The organism is Burkholderia sp. FW306-1C-G01B, assembly GCF_058781685.1.
The window spans coordinates 572,419-590,276 of the sequence record NZ_JBYSWZ010000001.1; the positions used below are offsets into that span (position 1 = coordinate 572,419).

9 protein-coding genes and 1 pseudogene are annotated in these 17,858 nt (G+C 64.1%); all 10 read right to left on the reverse strand.

Annotation, left to right across the window (positions count from 1 at the left end; genetic code table 11):
- Window positions 1-13 precede the first annotated feature (13 nt).
- Window positions 14-193, reverse strand: coding sequence for a hypothetical protein (locus tag AC3WLY_RS02595; RefSeq protein ID WP_244137272.1), 180 nt, complete (start codon window positions 191-193; stop codon window positions 14-16).
- Window positions 190-312: pseudogene (locus AC3WLY_RS02600) on the reverse strand (IS30 family transposase); the annotation flags it as partial. The gene AC3WLY_RS02595 and the pseudogene AC3WLY_RS02600, both read right to left, overlap by 4 nt.
- A 234-nt stretch (window positions 313-546) precedes the next feature.
- Window positions 547-1,536: a fimbrial protein gene (locus AC3WLY_RS02605; protein WP_492310421.1), complete on the reverse strand. Its 990-nt coding sequence runs from the start codon at window positions 1,534-1,536 to the stop codon at window positions 547-549.
- A 73-nt stretch (window positions 1,537-1,609) separates the two neighbouring features.
- Window positions 1,610-4,117 carry a fimbria/pilus outer membrane usher protein gene (locus AC3WLY_RS02610; protein WP_492310422.1) on the reverse strand — a complete coding sequence of 836 codons (2,508 nt, stop codon included), beginning with the start codon at window positions 4,115-4,117 and terminating at the stop codon, window positions 1,610-1,612.
- A 122-nt stretch (window positions 4,118-4,239) separates the two neighbouring features.
- The gene (locus AC3WLY_RS02615; protein ID WP_492310423.1) at window positions 4,240-4,956 is read right to left on the reverse strand and encodes a fimbrial biogenesis chaperone; all 717 of its coding nucleotides are present in this window, start codon (window positions 4,954-4,956) and stop codon (window positions 4,240-4,242) included.
- A 52-nt stretch (window positions 4,957-5,008) separates the two neighbouring features.
- A complete protein-coding gene (locus AC3WLY_RS02620) occupies window positions 5,009-5,602 on the reverse strand; it encodes a fimbrial protein (RefSeq protein WP_175960280.1) in 594 nt (197 codons plus the stop codon).
- A 1,013-nt stretch (window positions 5,603-6,615) separates the two neighbouring features.
- Entirely contained in the window at window positions 6,616-9,696 is a 3,081-nt protein-coding gene (locus AC3WLY_RS02625) for an ATP-binding protein (RefSeq protein ID WP_492310424.1), read from the reverse strand.
- Window positions 9,697-9,875: 179 nt separating this feature from the next.
- Window positions 9,876-10,544, reverse strand: a complete 669-nt coding sequence (locus AC3WLY_RS02630; RefSeq protein ID WP_175960277.1) for a response regulator — start codon at window positions 10,542-10,544, stop codon at window positions 9,876-9,878.
- Window positions 10,545-11,166: 622 nt separating this feature from the next.
- Complete coding sequence (locus AC3WLY_RS02635) at window positions 11,167-14,271, reverse strand: ATP-binding response regulator (protein WP_492310425.1); 3,105 nt, start codon at window positions 14,269-14,271, stop codon at window positions 11,167-11,169.
- Between the two features lie 592 nt (window positions 14,272-14,863).
- Window positions 14,864-17,800: a two-partner secretion domain-containing protein gene (locus AC3WLY_RS02640; RefSeq protein ID WP_492310449.1), complete on the reverse strand. Its 2,937-nt coding sequence runs from the start codon at window positions 17,798-17,800 to the stop codon at window positions 14,864-14,866.
- Window positions 17,801-17,858 lie beyond the last annotated feature (58 nt).

Sequence of the window (17,858 nt, forward strand, 5' to 3'; positions counted from 1 at the left end):
CGTCCCTGATTTGTCAGCCGCAGCCACAACAAGCCGCTCTCTCGGCCTGAACGTCAGACGCCATGCCAGGTCGAGCCGGCCGCCTCGACACGAAGATGCCGCCGTTGATCTGCGCGGTCAGCGTGATTTTCTTCGACACGGTATCGGCTTGTGCCATATGCGCCATGCCGAACAGGGCGATCTCAAGAGTCAAGTGCGACGTTTAGCTAAACCGGCTTTTTCCAATTCCCTGGCCATTGCTTCTTCGGGGGTGCTCCAGCCAAGCGTCTGACGGGGTCGCCCATTGAGCAACTTGGCGATGTCGTTCAGTTGCATCTAGCTGATGCGTGGAACGTCAATTCCACTGACGTCAGTTTCGATGACTCACACGCAGCGGGAAATAGGACGAATTTTAATTAACCGGCAAAATGTGGTCGCACTTGTACGAAATGACGAATCCATCCTTTTTGCATCATTGATCGAGAGGTGGCCCCGCGTGTGGCGCCACCGGCTTCGCGTTGCCGGCAATCCCCGTACGCGCCATCGATCCGGATTCCAGAGCGAACCTCACTGATAGCTCATGGTGAACGTGGCAACACCGTTCGCCTTGCCGACCACCACGTCGGAGGACGTTCGCACATAACGAGCCCTGAAAGGAATCGTGACGTCGACATTGCCGAAACTCCCGACCGCCCATTGATTGGGATTTCCTGTCTGAGCGGAATCCGGACCGTAACTCACAAGCGTATTGTCCGAGCCACGCAATATCTGAATGCCGACGCCTTTGGCGGTCGAACCGGGCGCAAGAGAGAGCGTATCGGAACGGTTACCGGAATTTGCCGAGTCCGTGAGCGTCATGAACATTCTCGTCGACGTGCCGGGATTCCCGCCTGAACACTTGAGACGCACCTCCAGGGGCTTGGGTAACGACGTTGCGCCAACGCCTTTCAACTCACCCATCGATGCTTTCCCAAGATCGACTGCTATGTTCGGAGTCAACAGATTGCAGGTCGGTACTTGCGGACGAATATTGATCGCGCCATTGGTCACGATCGAACGGATTTTCGTTCCCTGAGTTAACGCATAAGTCATTCCAATTTCACCGTTCAGAACACCCGGCGCCGTGATATCACCAGTTTTCACGAGCTCAACCGTAAACTCCGAACCCGCATAGTAAATAGCCGACGTGGTGGTGACAGTACTCGATTGTGGCCACCATTGACTTACATTGATGCCACCCTTTATACGAACCCCCACTCCGGAAACTGGAGTGGGATATGTGTTGTATTTTCCGGGAGCGGAGCCTGTCCTTCCGACATAGATAACGTCACCAACTACTGAACTGCAATATAACGTTCCACCCAATCCGCTCGACGCCCCAGACGACGAAAAAATCACCGTTCCATCCGGAACATTTGGATCAAATGGTGGCGGACTGAATTTTGGGAGAGTAACAACAAGTGACGGCACTGTTACACCATCACTTCTTTTCATGGTGCAAGACGCGTGAGAATAATTCGACAATAAAACCAAAATTAAAATTGGTATGAATTTCATTTTCCGTTTCCCAGATCATTGTCCGTGCCCGTTCTTTAGCAAACAGTCACGCGAAAAGCTTTCCGGACACCTGTCATCTGGCGCCGACCATCGTGCCGGCGCCCCTGCACATCGCCGCCCGGCGCTCGTACGCCAGTTCCTTGTTCAGCGTCGGCAATTGATAGGTCACCTTGCAACTGTCGTCACCCCACCGCACATCGATGCTGCCCTGGTCCTCGATGCCGAACACGAGCAAACGCGACTGGTTGTCCACCATGCCGAGCAGCTTGCCCTTCGCGTCATACGCCTGCGCGCCGAACGGCACCTTGCCGCCTGCGTCCTGGCTCAGCTCGAACTGCACGCGCCGGCCCGACTCCGCGTCGAAGCGGGTCTTCACGATCGCCCCTCGCGTGGGCACCACCATCTTCGCGTTGTCGGTGATCTCCGTATGCGTGCCGACACTCGACGGATCGATGTTCAGCCAGTTCTGACGGTACGGCTGCAGATACGGCACGATCGCGTAGCCGCGCCGGTCGGTGCGCACCGTCGGCGCTCCACCGAACGTCACGTCGCGCACCTTCGGCACCTGGACCACCGCGAACGTCTCGCCGAGCGGCTGGCCAAGCGTGACACCGCCGCCATGCACGACGACGGAGCCCGATGCGCCCGCGTCGAAATGCCGGCCCGAGCGGTCCTGCGTGAAGTTGCCGGTCAGCTTCGCGTTCGGCGTATCCCAGCCCGCGCTGACGCCGCCCGAGCCTCCGCCGTCGCGGCTGTAGCCGGCCTGCACGCCGTAATTGACGGTGTTGCTGTCGTTCAGGTAACCCGACACGCCGGTCTGCACGTTGAAGTCGCCGCGCGTCGACGAAACCGCATTCGCATACAGGCGATGCGTGCTCGATGCCTTGCCCAGCGGAATGCTGACGGACACGTTGAACTGCGTGTCAGGCCGCGCGAACGGCCCCGACTCCTGGATGTGCGACGCCGACAAGCTGTAGCTGACGTTCTTGTAGCTGTTGCTGTAGCCGACCTGCAGGCGCCGGCTGCGTCCCTCGCCGTTCCAGTAGGTCGTGTCGCCTACGCCGGCGAACATCGAGCCGCTCCCGAGCGGCTGGTTGACGTTCACGTCCAGGCGGCTTTTCTGACGCGCGACGCGCGGCCCGTACGAACGGTCCGCGTCCTCGACGTGCTGGCTCATCGTACGGTAGCCGTCGGTCGAATAGCGATAGCCGACCATCGTGAACGTGGTGTTGGTCGGATACAGCGTCTTCGAATACAGGAACCGCACACTCTGCCCTTGCCGGGTACCGGCCGACGTGCGCGACCGGCTCGTCGTGACGTCCAGCGACATGCCGCCAATGCGCGTGTTCACGCCGATGCCGAGGGCGGCCGCCACGTAGTTGTCCGCGGCGATAATGCCGCCGTAGCCGGTGAAGTTGTCGGACACGCCGTACACCAGCGTGCCCTGCGTGAACTTCGGGCTCGACTGGCCCTGGACGCGATATTGGCCGGCGGCAAACGCGTAGCGCAGGCTGCCGCGCCGGACCATCACCGGCAGGTATGAGTACGGCTGGGTGAACCGGCGCACGCGTCCGTCGGCCTCGGTGATCCTGATCTCGAGGTCGCCGTTCGAGCCGCTCGGATAGATGTCGGTGATCTCGAACGCGCCGGGCGGCACCGGCGTCGAATAGATCACGTAGCCGTTCTGCCGCACTTCCACCACCGCATTGCTCTCGGCAATCCCGCGCACGACCGGCGCGAAGCCGACCTCGCTGTCGGGCAGCATGCCGAGATCGGTGCCGATCTGCGCGCCGACAAAGCGCACGCTGTCGAAGATGTCGCCCGACGTATACAGCTCGCCGGCCGCCACCTTGCTGCGCAAACGCCGGATGTCGCGCTCCACGTAGCTGCGGTTGCTGGTAAAGCGGCTGCCCGCCCCCGTGGTGCCGGTGAGCGTCGATTCGTTGCGAAAACGCCAGCCGCCGGCATTGAAGCCGTTGCGCAAACCGACGAAGTAATACTCGTTGTTGTGGCCGTGGCTATCGTTGCGGCTGTAGCTGACCTGATAATCGCTGTACAAGGCGGGCACGCCGTCGTCCCACAGCGACTGGTCCACGTAGCCGCGCGAGGTTCGCGACACATACAGTTGCGGAAAGCTGATGTTCAGCGACAACGTATTGGACTCGAATTCCACCGAAGCGCCGTCCGCCACGGCGCGGAGGTCCACGATCGTCGCGTCGTCCGCACCCGCGGCGATACGCCCGTCCTTCTCGAGCCGCGCGACGTTGACGCCAGCGGCACGCAACAGCCCGAGCGTCACCGCCGGCTTGACGGTGCCTTCTGCATCGGCACGGAACGCGACGTCCTGACGCTTGACCAGCGTGTGATTCAGATAGACGTCGACGTCATAGCTGCCGGGCGGCACCGAACTGCCCTTCTCGAAATAGCTCAGCTCGACCGGCCCTTCCCCCTTGCGCAGAAAAGACTCGTTGAACTCCACCGCGTGGCCGTGCGCCGGCAGCATCAGGCCAAGCAACGCAAGGCACGGCATGCCGATCTGCGCGGCCGTCCATACATCCCGTTCCTTTGTGAAGTTCTCCATACCTTTTCTCTAAGTTGATTCACCTCCCGAGCGGAATCGCAAGCGCGAACACTCCCCTCCCCACGGCAAGGGCCCGGGGATAACGAAGATGAAGAGGAATACGATGTTTCTAACCGGTCGCTTCAACCGGCGGTGGTGCCGTCATGCGGTTCGACGGCGCCGTAGTCGTTGATCGACTCGAAGTGGACCTTCATGCCCGCTGAAGCAGTGCCGGCCGGCAGATCCTTGATGGCGAACTGGCGCGTGGAGGACGGCGGCACCATCTCGGCCGCCGCGGCATAGTCCCGGCTGCCGCTTTGCACCTTGACCGAAGCCAGCGAGACGAAGAAAGCCGACGGATTGCTGACTTCGAGCTGCGTGCGACCATCGCGCTGAACGAGCCGCCAGCGAAGCTGCGCGGGCGCGTCCTCGACTTTTCCGGGCAGGCCGGCGGGCCGGTAGAAGAACTTGACGCGCTGACGCACGGCAATCTGCAGCGTGTTGTCGGCCTTGGCTTTCTGCGGAATTTCCTGCACGTTGAGCCAGAACACCGACTCGCGATCGGCGGGCAGACCCTGACCGTAGTAGAGAATCCGCAGCGTCTGCTGTTTCTCCGCACCCAGGCGACTGAGCGCCGGCGTGATCGCAAACGGCACGTCCGACTTCCCGTCGCTCGCATCCATCCACGACTGGATCATCACGTCGGCCGGTGCGCGGTTGCGGACCAGAATTGACGCCTCCTTGCTCGGCGCGGCCAGCACGACGCGGGTTCCGTCGAGCGTGATGCCGGCGAACGAGGCGCCCGTAGACAACAGCAGCGAACTGGCCAGGGCCAGCCCGGCAAAGTGGAATCGTTTCATGTCGTATGGGAAATCGTTGGTCGGGCGAGGGATGCCCTCGCCCGAAGGTGGATTACTCGTAGGTCAGCGTGAACGGCAGCGTGCCGTTGGCGGTACCGGCCACGACGTCGGTGCCGGCCTTCACGTAGCCGGCGTTCAGCGCCAGATTGGCCGTATAGGTCGGCGCTTCTTCCGTGCCACCCTGGACCAGCGGTGCGTCGATCGTCTCGTTGGCGTTCAGGTTCAGCAGCGTGCCCGCGGTGTTGAAGAGGCCGATGGCCACGCCCTTGGCCGTGCCGGTGGTCTTCAGCAGCTTGTTGTTGTTGGCGTCCAGGCCCGACCCGCTGGCCGGATCGAAACGCACCTTGACCGTGTTCAGGCCCTTGCCGGTCGCACCGCAATCGAGGTTGAGGTTGATCGCGGTACCGGCCGCGATGCCGCCGCCGGCAGCGCCGCCCAGCGCGTCCACGCTGACCTTGCCCAGCTTGACGTCGATCGACTGATCGCCCTTGCTGCCGGTCACGGACGTCCCGCTGCCGCCCGTAATGCCGCACGACGCAGCCACGATCTCGCCCGTGAAGTTGATCGTGCCGTCCGCAGCTTGTGCAGCGTTCATCGCCGCACATGCGAAACCGGCAGCAGCCACCATCATCGTGATTTTTTTCATTTCCAACTCACTCAATATTCAATAAATAACCTTCAGTCGCATTTGCCGGAATCGACATCTGCAAACCAACCATTTGCATAACTAATTTTCACGGAATTTATCGGTCACTCACCCCCAATAATTTTTGATAAATGGACTTGATCGACACTTCGACCGAGGTTCGAAAGATCGTGAATCCGCAGTCGCATTGCCCTGGCACCTCGAGATGCCGCTTCAGATTTAATTGATACTATTTAATAGGACGCGAACTGTGTGATAATGTTACCAACCATCCACTCCCCCTCAAATAGGACAAGTTCTATAACCATGAGATGGGTATCTGAGACAAGTACGAATCTCCGCATCCCACGGATTCAGGCCGCCAATCGTCAAATAGATTTAACAAAATGTGCGGCAATCCGATTGCAACGCGTCGCGTGGATCGCATAGGCGCGTAGGGTGAAGACCACGGCCACTCCCTTGTGCCGGATTTTGCTTTCGGGTTTTTTCAATTACCTCACCGCCTGCAAGGCGGATATCGGGGGCGGAATCAACCGGGCGATGCAACTGATCTCTGGAATCTCGCAGTTGGTGTATCAACTGCCCAGGGGCCTTTCACGGACGCGCTCGTTGAGCCATCCAGCTAGGCCGCCAAGTTCAGCCCGCGAATGAACCGGGAGACTGGTTCCCGTGACGGAGTATTGCCTCGATGACCCATTGATGTTTTCGCTTGAATCGCATCGGCGCGTACCGCGCTCGCTCAGGAGGGAAACGGGGATACGCAGGCAGCTGACGGGCTTCAAACTGCGCCCCAGGACACGTCGGACGACAACGGAAAGTTTGAAGAATCGCTGCAGGAAAGCGACAACGGCGATTGCGAAACGGGTCACGAGTCGAAACGACTCGACCAAACGGTCATGCAGCGGCTCCCGGGAGCCGCACTACCCGAATGTTCGAGTAATTCGCCCCTCCCTGAAGACCCTGGGTCGGCGACCGCCGTACCGATCCGCAACGACGCGCCGCTTGTTCGCGAATCAGACGGGCTCGCACGATCCATGCGGCCCTGCCCCGGACAGCCGCTCGAGCGCACATTCGATCTGCCGCTCGAACGCCGGCCAAGCAGCCTTCATTGCTTCGATGCCGCCGTCTGTCAGGGTCTTTTCGGCACGCGTGCACGCATCCGTCGCTTCCGTGGCACCAGCAAGTGCGAAGCCGCCGCGCATCGAATGAAGCTCGATCTTGACCAGATCGGCATCGTCATTCGACAGCGCAGTATCGAGCACCGTCAGCGAATGCAACGAGGCCGCGTGCAGCGTCTGCCTGATCTCGTCCGTCATCACGGGTCGCGCGACTTGATCCGGACGCCCGTGATTCATTGGTCCCGGGTGCCTCGCATGCCGCCGCAACGCCGCGTCGAGCGTCTCGATCGACAGCGGCTTGAGCACGACCTCCGCCACGCCGACCTGTTCGCAGCGCCGGCGATCCTCGTCGGTCGCGTGCGCCGTCATCGCGATCACGGGCACGCGGGCGCCCTGCTCGCGCAGGAAGTTCGCGAGCGCGAAGCCATCGAGTTCCGGCATGCCGAGATCGGTCAGCACCACGTCGTACGGCTGCTCGAAGAAGGCGCGCATCGCCTCGATGCCATTGGAAACGATCGTGGCGTCGTAGCGCAGCGCGTCGAGCTGATCGCGCAGCAACGCCCGGCTTGCCGGATGATCCTCGGCGACGAGCACGCGCAGCGGTTCGTCATCGTCGGCCTCCGCTTCCGCCTCTGCGCCCGCTTCGGACTCCGCCTCTGCGTCATACCCGTGCGCGGTATCCGCAAACGTCCCCGGTTCCGGCGCATCGTCTCGCCAGCCGGACGGCGCTTCGGGCAGCGGCAACGCAGCCACGAAAACCGTGCCTTCGCCAAGACGGCTGTCGACACTCAGTTCGCCACGCATCAGCGTCACGATGCGCCGACACAGCGGCAGCCCGAGCCCCGTGCCGCCGAAGCGCCGGTAGATCGACGCATCGGTCTGGACATAGACGTCGAACAGGGTCGGCAGGCTGTCTTCGGGAATGCCGATGCCCGTATCGCTGACGGCGATTTCGACGCCATGGCCGGCCGGGCCCGCCTGTGCAAGCCGCACGTCGATCGTCACGCCGCCGCGCTTCGTAAACTTGATCGCATTGCTGACGAGGTTCGACACCAGTTGCCGTAGCCGGGTCGAATCGCCCACGTAACCATCGGCGAGATCCGGGGCAATGCGGCACGTCAGCGCCAGGTTTTTCGCGTCCGCGAGCGGGCGGAAGATCGCGGCCACGTCGTTCACGACACGACGCAGGTCGAACGGAATGCTTTCCAGCACCATCTGGTTCGACTCGGCCTTCGACAGGTCGAGCACGTCGTTGATCACGCGCAGCAGCGCATCGGACGACGACATGATCGTCCCCAGCCGCCGCCGCATCGGCGCCGCCATCTGCGCGCGCTCCATCAGTTCCAGGTTGCCGATGATCGCGTTGAGCGGCGTGCGGATCTCGTGGCTCATCGTCGCGAGAAACGTCGACTTCGCCTTGTTCGCAAGCTCGGCGGCTTCGCTCGCCTCGCGCAGCTTCTCCTCCGCCTGCTTGCGGGCCGTGATGTCGAGCAGCGTGCACAGCAGCACGTCGATCCCGCGATACCTGGTGCGCACGATGTGCGCGTCGAGATAGACGGTGCCATATCCCGCGCGCTCGACGGCCAGCTCCCGCGTGACGCGCCCACGCGCGTTGCCGGCGGGCGCACCGTCCCGATACGCGCGCCACAAGCGCTTGCCGAGCGGCTCGCCCGACACGTCCCGCTCGTACGCGATCAGCGCGTCGTTGCGCATGATCGCTTCGCCGTCGACGAACGACAGCAGCACGAGCCCGGCCGGCGCCGTGCGGATCAGCGTCCGGTTGAGCGCCTCGCTTTCGATCAGGCGAATCGCTCGCCGATTCGCCGGGCGCAGCGCGCGCTTGTCGAACATCACGATTGCGATCCACAGCAGCGCGATTGCGAAGAGCGCCGGCGCGACCGTCAAGCTCGCGCGCAAGGCTACGTCACTCAGAACGGCACGCCATGAGATGGCCGCCATCACCACCTCGTCCGATCTCGGTATCCTGTCGCTGACGACGAAGTTCATGCCGACGCGATGTGCGCCCGCTCGCTCGCCGTCGTCGTGGCTCGCATGCTCGAGCGCGCGAGCCACCATCGTGCGGTCGGGTTGCCGGCCGAGCAGGAGATTTCCGCTGGAATCGACGAGCGCGTATTCCCTGCCGGCACCCGGCGAACGCAGTATCCCCTCTATCAGCGGCGGGCTGTTGATGACGAACCAGACGACCGGCCTGCCGTTCGCGCCACGCACCCATTGCACCATCCGCAGCACGGAGCGTCCGAGCACCGGATCGTATCGCCGCTCGAGCACAATCGTGTTTTGACGAGCGACGGGCGCCATCGAAACGGCTGTATCGGTCGTCATCGGGCGCAGTTGCTCGACGAGTGCCTTTACATCGAAACCGCGTGGCAGCGCAATCGCTCGCTTCACCAGCGAATGCCCTGCCGCAACGATGAAATCGCCGTTCGGATCGATCAGATAGGAAGTACCGCCCGGATCGGCCGGTTGTGGCGGCGGCAGGACGCCCGTCACCTCGACCGGCTCGAGATAGCGCGCGAGGTAAGGCAAGTGACTGCTCGCTGATGCGGCCAGCGGGATGTCGGCGAATGCAGCGATCGCAATTCGCCCTTTCCGCCCGACGAACGTCTGCTTGCCGTGCTTGCCGGCGAGCACCCCGGGCAGGCTTCGCGAATTTTCAACGACGCTGTCCCATTGCAGCTCCATGTCCTCGACATAGCGATTCCGCAGCGCCCTCATGATCTCCACCTCGGCAACGAGTTCGGCCCTGCGCTCCGTGAACTCGACCCGGAAGCGCTCGAGGGACTCCTGCACGTCGAGCAGCAAAACGAGTGCCGCGCACACCAGAATGAACACCGAGATCGCCGCGCCGCTTGCGTACAGCAGGAACTGCTGCTGCCGCCGGACGCGCCCCGGCTCGAATGGCTTGCGAACCGCCATGGCCGCGTGAGATACAAGTCTTTTCAGCTTTGCAGGCATGTTCTATCGATCTCGTCGCTCGCGGCCGGATACCGCATCATTCGTCGATGCCGGCGCATCGGTGCCCTGGAAAACAGGGTAGTCGCGTGGCGTGGCGTGCGTCTGCCCACACGCAATGCATCACTTCGGCGGCGTCTGCCCCGAAGCCGATCCGGAGCGGCAGCCGGCCCTCGCGATCGTCACGCCGGCGACGCATCGTCGTCGGATGCGCCCGCAAGCTTTTGCTCGTCGTTATAGCGGATCAGATCCGCGTCGCGAACGATCCCGAGTTTCTTCATCGCACTCGACTTCTGCGAACTGATGGTCTGCTTGCTGCGATGGAGCTGCGCGGCGATCTCGCCCACCGTGTAGCCCGCGCCGAATAACCGGACAACCTCGATCTCGCGCGTTGTCAGCGCGCGAGTAGCGGGCTCGGATTCGACATCGTGCAGCACCTGCTTGATGAATGGCGACATGTAGTTCGCACCAACGTACGCGGCATGCACGGCGCCGATCAGGTGCGAGATCGCGTCCGACTTGCTGAGGATGCAACTCACGCCCTGCTTGTGGATCGCGCGCAGCACGCTCGGATTGTCGATCATCGTGATCGTCACGATATGCAGCGCCGGATAGCGGCGCTGCAGGAACGACAGCAGCACGAGCCCGTCGCCGTACTTGCCGCCCGGCATCACATAGTCGAGCACGAGCACGTCGCTCTGCTGCGCGTCGAGCGCCGCGACCAGGTCCGTCGAGTTCGAAACGGTGCCCACGAGCTTGATCGTGCTGTTGCCTTGCAGCGCCTGCGACATGCCGAGCGCGGACGCCGGATGATCGTCGGCTACCATCACGCGCACAAAGAATTCGTCCATGTTCCTGTTTCCCCGAGGCTTTCAGTCACGCATCCGGTCCCCGCTGCGACGGGGAGCATGCTCGCGCCATCGTGTCGATGGCTGGCCGTATTCGGCACACCGGACAAATAGTGCCTCAATTTTAAGATAAATCCCGGTTTGCCCTGCAATCGGCGCGGGCCACGCAGCGAACGGTGTACGCCGGTGCCTATGCCAGCGGTGCGCACGACGTATCCGCACGACCGCACCGTGCAGATTTGCCGAGGCTCACGGCGGCTCGGCGCCGTTACAGGATGCCGGCCACGCTCTCGCGCAGCGCGGCCGTGCCGCGACCCGGCGCGCTATTGGCGGCTCGAATCGCCGGGCACGTCACGCTGGTTGCCATCCACCCTGTTTTTCCACTCGACAAGCGTACGTCGCCTCTGAATTGGCGACATGAGCAAGAACTCGTTCATCATCGTCAGGAACTCCCGACGAGACTTCTCAGAAAGTGCGGCGAAATCGAGCAACAGTGCGAATATCTTCCCTACATGACGCACGATGTTCCCCTCCGGTGTTGATTTGAAATCTGCCGCGCAATGTGCGTCGGCACCCTGCCGTTGTTGTTATCTCGAATGCTTGTTGATACGTTCGATGCCGTTGGTTACTTGTCATGCAATTCCGTTTCATGATGAGTTGAGCCCACTGGGCAAGCGGCCACGCATCCGTCCTGCGCCGGCGTCGCCGCACGTCGCTGCCATGCGTGCGCAAGCGCGCCGCGCAGGTGCCGGAGCGTCACGGGTTTGGTCAATACGCGCCGGACACCGGCTGCCGTGCAGCGACGCATGCCTTCGGGCGTCAAATGCGACGTCACGACCAGTACGTCGCACGCGGCATCGACGCCCCGTGCCGCCTCGGCCAGTTGATGCGCGCGCATGTCGGGCAGATCGTCGCCGATCAGCAGCACGTCCCACGCGTCGCCGGCTAGCGATTCGAGCGCCGCGCGCCCCGTTCCGACCTCGGCTGCGACGCAGCCGAGCGCGTACAGTTGCTCGCTGAAAATCGAGCCGTTGATGGTTTCGTCGTGTGCGACGAGCACACGCAATGCGCGACTGCCGTGCGCGGCCGCGTCGCGCGACGTTGCGGCCATCGCCGAATCGCGAGCATGCGAATCGTCACGCCGCAGCGCGTCGCCCGATACGGCATCGATCCTGCGTTCACCGCCCATCGGGCCGCCGAGCGCCAACGCGGCGCGCAAACCGCGGAGCGAGTAACTCGACACGCGTACCGTGTCGCCCGCGCGATACGGTTCGAGCGGGCCGTCGGGTATCGCGAGAATCAGCAGTGCGCAATCGCTCAGGCTGTTCAGATCCGCTCGCGACCACGTGTCGGAATCGCCGAACAGCACGACCGCGCCGCGTCGTGCCATGCCGGCCGGCAGAGTCGACGGACTGTCGTACACGCTGACGTCGAATCCCCATGCACTTAGATGCGGCAACGCAAAATCGCGCCACTCGGGATGCGCGGCGATCAGCGCCAGCGCATGTGCGCGAGCCGCGCGCGGCCGGTCGAGCGCGACGAGGTCCATGCCGAGCGGCAGAAGCACCTTGAAACGGCTGCCGACGCCCGTCTCGCTCTCCACCGCGATGCGGCCGCCCATCGCCGCGACGAGCCGGCTGCATAGCGCAAGCCCGAGGCCGGTGCCGCCGTAACGCCGCGTGATCGACGTGTCGACCTGCGAAAATGCCTTGAACAACTTGTGCCGATGTTCGGAAGCGATGCCGATGCCGGTATCCTCGACCTCGATCGACAGTTCGGGCGCGTCGTGCCCCCCGGCGACGACGGCAACGCGCACGGTCACGCAGCCCGCATCGGTAAACTTGAGCGCGTTGTTCACCAGATTGCGGAGCACCTGCGCGAGCCGCGTCGGATCGCCTCGCATTTTCTGCGTGCTGCACGCATGGATCTCGCAGAACAGCTGCAGTCCCTTTGCCTTCGCGATCGTCGCGAACGCGTTCAGCTCGCGCTCGATCGTCTCGATCACGTCGAACTCGATCGATTCGACCGACATCGCGCCGGCCTCGATCTTCGAGAAATCGAGAATGTCGCCGACGAGCGCGAGCAGGCTCGTCGCCGATGCCCGCAGCGTGTGCACGCGATCATGCTGGACCGCGTCGAGCGCCGAGCGCTCGAGCAGTTCCAGGTTGCCGAGAATCACGTTCAGCGGCGTGCGGATCTCGTGGCTCATCGCCGCGAGGAACGACGATTTCGCAGCATTCGCCGAATCGGCCGCACGCACGGCCTCCTCCAGCTTCTGAACGAGCTGCTGCTTGGCAGTCACGTCGGCAACCGCGACGATCAGTACGTCCGTGCCCTGATAGCGTGCGCCGCATGCGGCGAATTCGAGGTGCTGACACGTGGCCTGCACATCGCCCAGCAGCAGGCCGTCGTGCTGCACGCCGCCGGCATCGCCGCGCGCCTGCCACGCGTCGACCACGTGGTTCGACAGCGCGTGATAGTCGCCGCCGGTCCGCTCGACCATGTCCGTCAGCGCGGGGCTCGCGAGCATGAAACGCCCGTCGTCGCGCGCGATCAGCCCGAGGCCGATCGGCGCCATCTCGATCACACTGCGGCACAGCGCTTCGCTGTCGAACACGCGTTGCGAGTGCGCGTAGAGCGGCACGAACTCTCGCCGATGAAAGCGCAGCAGCAACCCCCACATGACCATGAGCGCAAGTAGCGTCGCGGCGCCGAGCGTACCGGCCGAGCGCGCGACGCCGGCCGCGATGTCGGTCCACGACAGCGCATAGGCAAGCGTCCAGCCCGTCGATTCGAGCTTGCCGTGAAACAGCAGGAAGCCGTCCCGGAACACGGGCGCGCTCGACGACGACGCGCCGCCACGCCACGGGCTCAGCTTCAGCAGGCTTTCCACGCGGCCGGTTTCGCCCGCCGTGGGATCCATCGTGACGAGCTGGCCATCGGCCGTCGTGATGTAGAACATGCCTTCGGGGCGATAGTCGGCGAGCCAGGACAGCAGGTAATCGGTCGGATATTCGGTGACGAGCACCGCGAACGGCTTGCCGTTGTCGCGCGCCTCGGCCGCGAGCCGGATGCGCGGCTGCCCCGACACGGGATCGGTGAACGGCGCCAGCCAGCGCACGTGCGGGCGCGCATCGACGATGCCCGGATACGGGCGCTCGAAATCGACGCGCAACGCGTCCAGCACGCGTGCACGGCTTTCCGGCGAAACCAGCGCCGGATCGTCGCGGTTCCGATGGGGTATCAGCGCGAACAAACCGGTGCGCGTGCTGTAGTGGTAGCCCTCCAGCGTGCGCCCGCGATTGATCGAACTGGCCGCGCAGATGCGTGCCAGCAGGACCGACAGCGACAGATAGCGCGCGACTTCGGCCCGATTGCCGGTTTGCGCTGGCACACCGATGACGAGCGACGGATGCGGGCGGGTCGCGACGCGCTGGTCGTTGAGGAGGAATTCGTCGACGACCGCCGCCGGCGCGGCGCTGGCCTCCTGCCAGATCAACTGCGCGTTCGCGACGCCGTTTCGGAACGAGGTTTCGCTCACCTGGATTTCGTTCAGCGTCTGCTCCAGGCCGTTCAAGTAGCTGCGCCGCGCGCCCTCGACATAGCCCGAGACGATCGACGCCATCCCGAGACCGCAAGCGATCAGGACAAGGACGGTGACGACGATGCCGCCACCGAACACCGAAATGCTCTGGTAACGACGAATGGACTGAAGCGGGCTCTGCGACATGGCGCGCGGCGGCGATCGCGAACGCAGCCGGAGCAACGCTGTTCCGACATCCGTGATCGTCTCGGAAAACACCTGGAAAGAAGGGGAGTTCCGATCATGCCAAAGGCCTGCGGGGGTGTCCGCATCGTACGAACCATTTCGTACACGTCAAATCGAATGGCATCACACTTTCGGACTTGAACGAACTTTGACGCGGTAAATACGAGTCGTTTGTTTCGCATTGCGTTGACAGAGCGTTCGGCGGGTTAGCCGCTCAGGCAACACAATCGGTTGGAATTTTTTTGGGATAGCCCGGTCGCACGGCTACCTTGATACGTAACGACGGCGCCGAATACCGACTGTCCCACGATTTTCCGGCCGTGCCCGGCTCGCCGCCAAAAGAAAGGGTTCTTCGCGGATCGACGTGAAGAACCCTTGAAAAACATCGTTGCGGCGAAGACCGACCGGACGACGGCTCGCGTGCCGCTATCGCCGGCCGGCCGACCCGCACGGCACCTATATCGAACGGGCGTCGGATCGAAGTCGCGACAGCGCGACGTGCCCGGGAGGCGGGCGTCACTGCAACCAACCCCGCCTCCCGGAACGGGACCGATCAGTTCTGGATTGCGCCGAAATTGCGGCCCGCAAGCGGCACCGCCGCCGCGTTTCCGCTCACGTCATTGCCGCGCATCCGGCCGAAGTTAAAGCCGGCCAGCCCACCGTAGAGCTGATCGTAGCCGGCCCTATACGCAATAAGGCTGCTCGAGCTCGAATAATCGACGTTGCCGAAGCTTTCGCCGGCTATGCCGCCCAGCCGTGCGCTGCGCCCGCCGGACACCGCACCCGACGACGACGACGACGCGATCTTGCTGTCGTTCTTGCCGACGAGACCGCCGACCGAACTGCCATCGCCGCCCTTCGCCGAACCTGAGGCCTCGGATCCATCGATCGATGCGCCCATGAAGTTATGGCCGACCAGACCGCCGACGTAGCTACCGGCGCCCGCAACGACGTCACCCGACGCGCTCGACGACGACACGCTGCCCCGGTTGAGTCCGACCAGGCCGCCTGCCCTGCCCATACCGGCGGCGTTCACGCCCCCGCTTGCCCGGGCGCGCTCCACCTTGCCGGCATTCGTGCCGACGAGCCCGCCGACCACGCCCGACGCACCGGCGATGACCTTGCCGCCCGCCGTCGACGCGGCGATCTTGGCGAGATTTTCCCCGACCAGGCCGCCCGCCGTGCTGTTGTCGCCCACGATCACGTCACCTGTCGCGTCGGACGCCTCGATCAACGCGGCGTTGTAGCCGACGAGGCCGCCCGCCGTCGCGTCATGACCGCCTCGCACGCTCGCGGTCGACGAAGAGGCCTCGATGCGCCCCGCCTTGTCCCCGCCTTCGTTGAAGCCGACGAGGCCACCGACGCGCGCGCCGCGGGCCAGGGCGCTGACGCTGCCCGCTGCCGTCGACGCCGTGATGACGCCCCGGTTGATCCCGACCAGACCGCCCGTATCGCCGCCCGACCCGATGACGCCGCTCGCCCCGCTGATGACCGTTACGTCGGCGTGGCTGTTACTGATGGTAGCGTCGCGCTCATTCGGCCCGAGGAACGTGCGGTTTTCGCCAGCCAGACCACCGACGTACAACGCATCCCTGCCGCCTTCGACACGGCCCGAAACGGAAGCGCGATCGATGCGTCCGCTGAGATTGCTGCCGACCAGACCACCGAGGATCGCGCGGCCGTAGCCAGTCACCACGACGTCTTTCGCCTTTACGTTGGTGATGTCACCCGTGTTGTAGCCGGCCAATGCGCCGACGCTGACCGGCGACCTCGTGTACCCGGCCGACCCGCGCGCCGTGATTTTCTCCAGCCCGAGGTTGGCGATGCGGCCGATGTTGACCGCAAACAACCCGACGACCGCACTGTCGGGATTCGAGACCGACAGATTGTGGATAGTATTGCCCAGACCGTCGAACACGCCACCGAACGCCGCACGGTCGCCGCCGAGGCTGCGGAATTGCGCACCGCCGCCGTCGATCGCGTTACCCAGCACGTAACGGCCGTTCATGTTGCCGTCGACAGCGCGCAGCCCCGCGAGATCGTGAATCACGCGATACGCTTCGCCGTTCGCCGAGAACGATGCATTGCGACCCGACAGCGTGACCACAGCGTCGTCCGTCAGCGTATGGCCGCTGCCCGAGTTCAGCGCCAGGCTCGCGTTTTCGCCCGTCAGCGTCACCTTGTTGCCGATGCGAATGCGTTGCGCCGCGTTCACCGTCACGCCCGCTTTCGCGCCGCTCGCCGTCAGCGACCGATTCAGGTTCACGCTGCCCTTTTTCGACGTCAGCGTCAGCGCGTTGTCGCTCGCCCAGTTCACCGCGTCGCCCACCGTCAGGTCGCCCGACGTATTGGTCAGCGCCACGTTCGTCGTGCCCAGGTTGCGCGACAGCGTCTCGCCGTCGATCGCGACGCCAGCGTTACCGCCAACCCCGGCGTTGGCCGCCTCGATCGTCCACTGGCCCGTGCGGCCCGACGCCGCGCGCGTATCCACCTGCACGTCGCGCGACACCGCCACCCGCTCGCCGCGCGTCGTCACCGTGCCGCCCGCCGTCGATGCGTCCTGCGCGCTCGCGTCCAGCTTCCCGCCGACTTGAACGTCGCCGCCGTCCAGCGTGATCTTCCCGGCGCGGCTGCTCAGGCCCTTCGCCTCGATCGTGCCGCTGTTCCTGACCACCGAACCCAGCAGATCGCCTGCCGCGCGCGCCGTCATCAGCACTTCCCCGCCGTCCGCCTTCAGCAACCCGCCGTTGTGCGCCTGCGCGTCCACCGCGCCGCCTTCAACCTGCAGGTTCAGCAGCCCGTTGCCGTCGAAGTTCACGTTGAACGCATTGCCCGCACCCAACGCCACGCGGCCCATCTGCGCGCGGATCACACCCGTGTTCGACACCCGCGCGCCCAGCAGCGCCACGCTGCCGCCGTCCGCCGCCGTGATCGTCCCGGCGTTCTCCACCGACTGGCCCGACGTCCCCGCGAACCGGTAGCGACCGGCCAGGAAATCCGCGTCCGACAGGTTTTGCGTCGACGCCACCAGGCCGCCCACGTTCACCTGCGCGCCCGCGCCGAACATCACGCCGTTCGGGTTCACCAGGAACACGCGCCCGTTCGCGTCCAGCTGGCCGTGAATCTGGCTGCCGTTCGCGCCGACCACCCGGTTCAGTGCGATCGACTGGCTCGTCGGCTGCCGGAACGACACCCGCTCGCCGCTGCCGATGCTGAAGTCCTGCCAGTTCGTGATCAGCTTGTCCGTGTGCTGGTTGACCGACATCGTCTTGTTGTCCGCCGACTTCGCGATGTCCGCCTGCCCCGACATGATCTCGCCGCCCGTCGGCAGCGCGTACGCGCCCGACGCAGCCGCCAGCCCCAGCAGCGACACGCCCGCCGCGAGCAGGCGCTTGCCGCCGCCCGACTTGCCGCGACGGCGCGCCGTTTCCCCGACCGCGCACCAGCCACCCTGTGCTTCATTCCACACCAGTGAATAGGCCTTATTCATTTTGGTATCCTCTTTAATTACCCTATAAAACCCGCCCTGCCGGACGGACCGATCACGC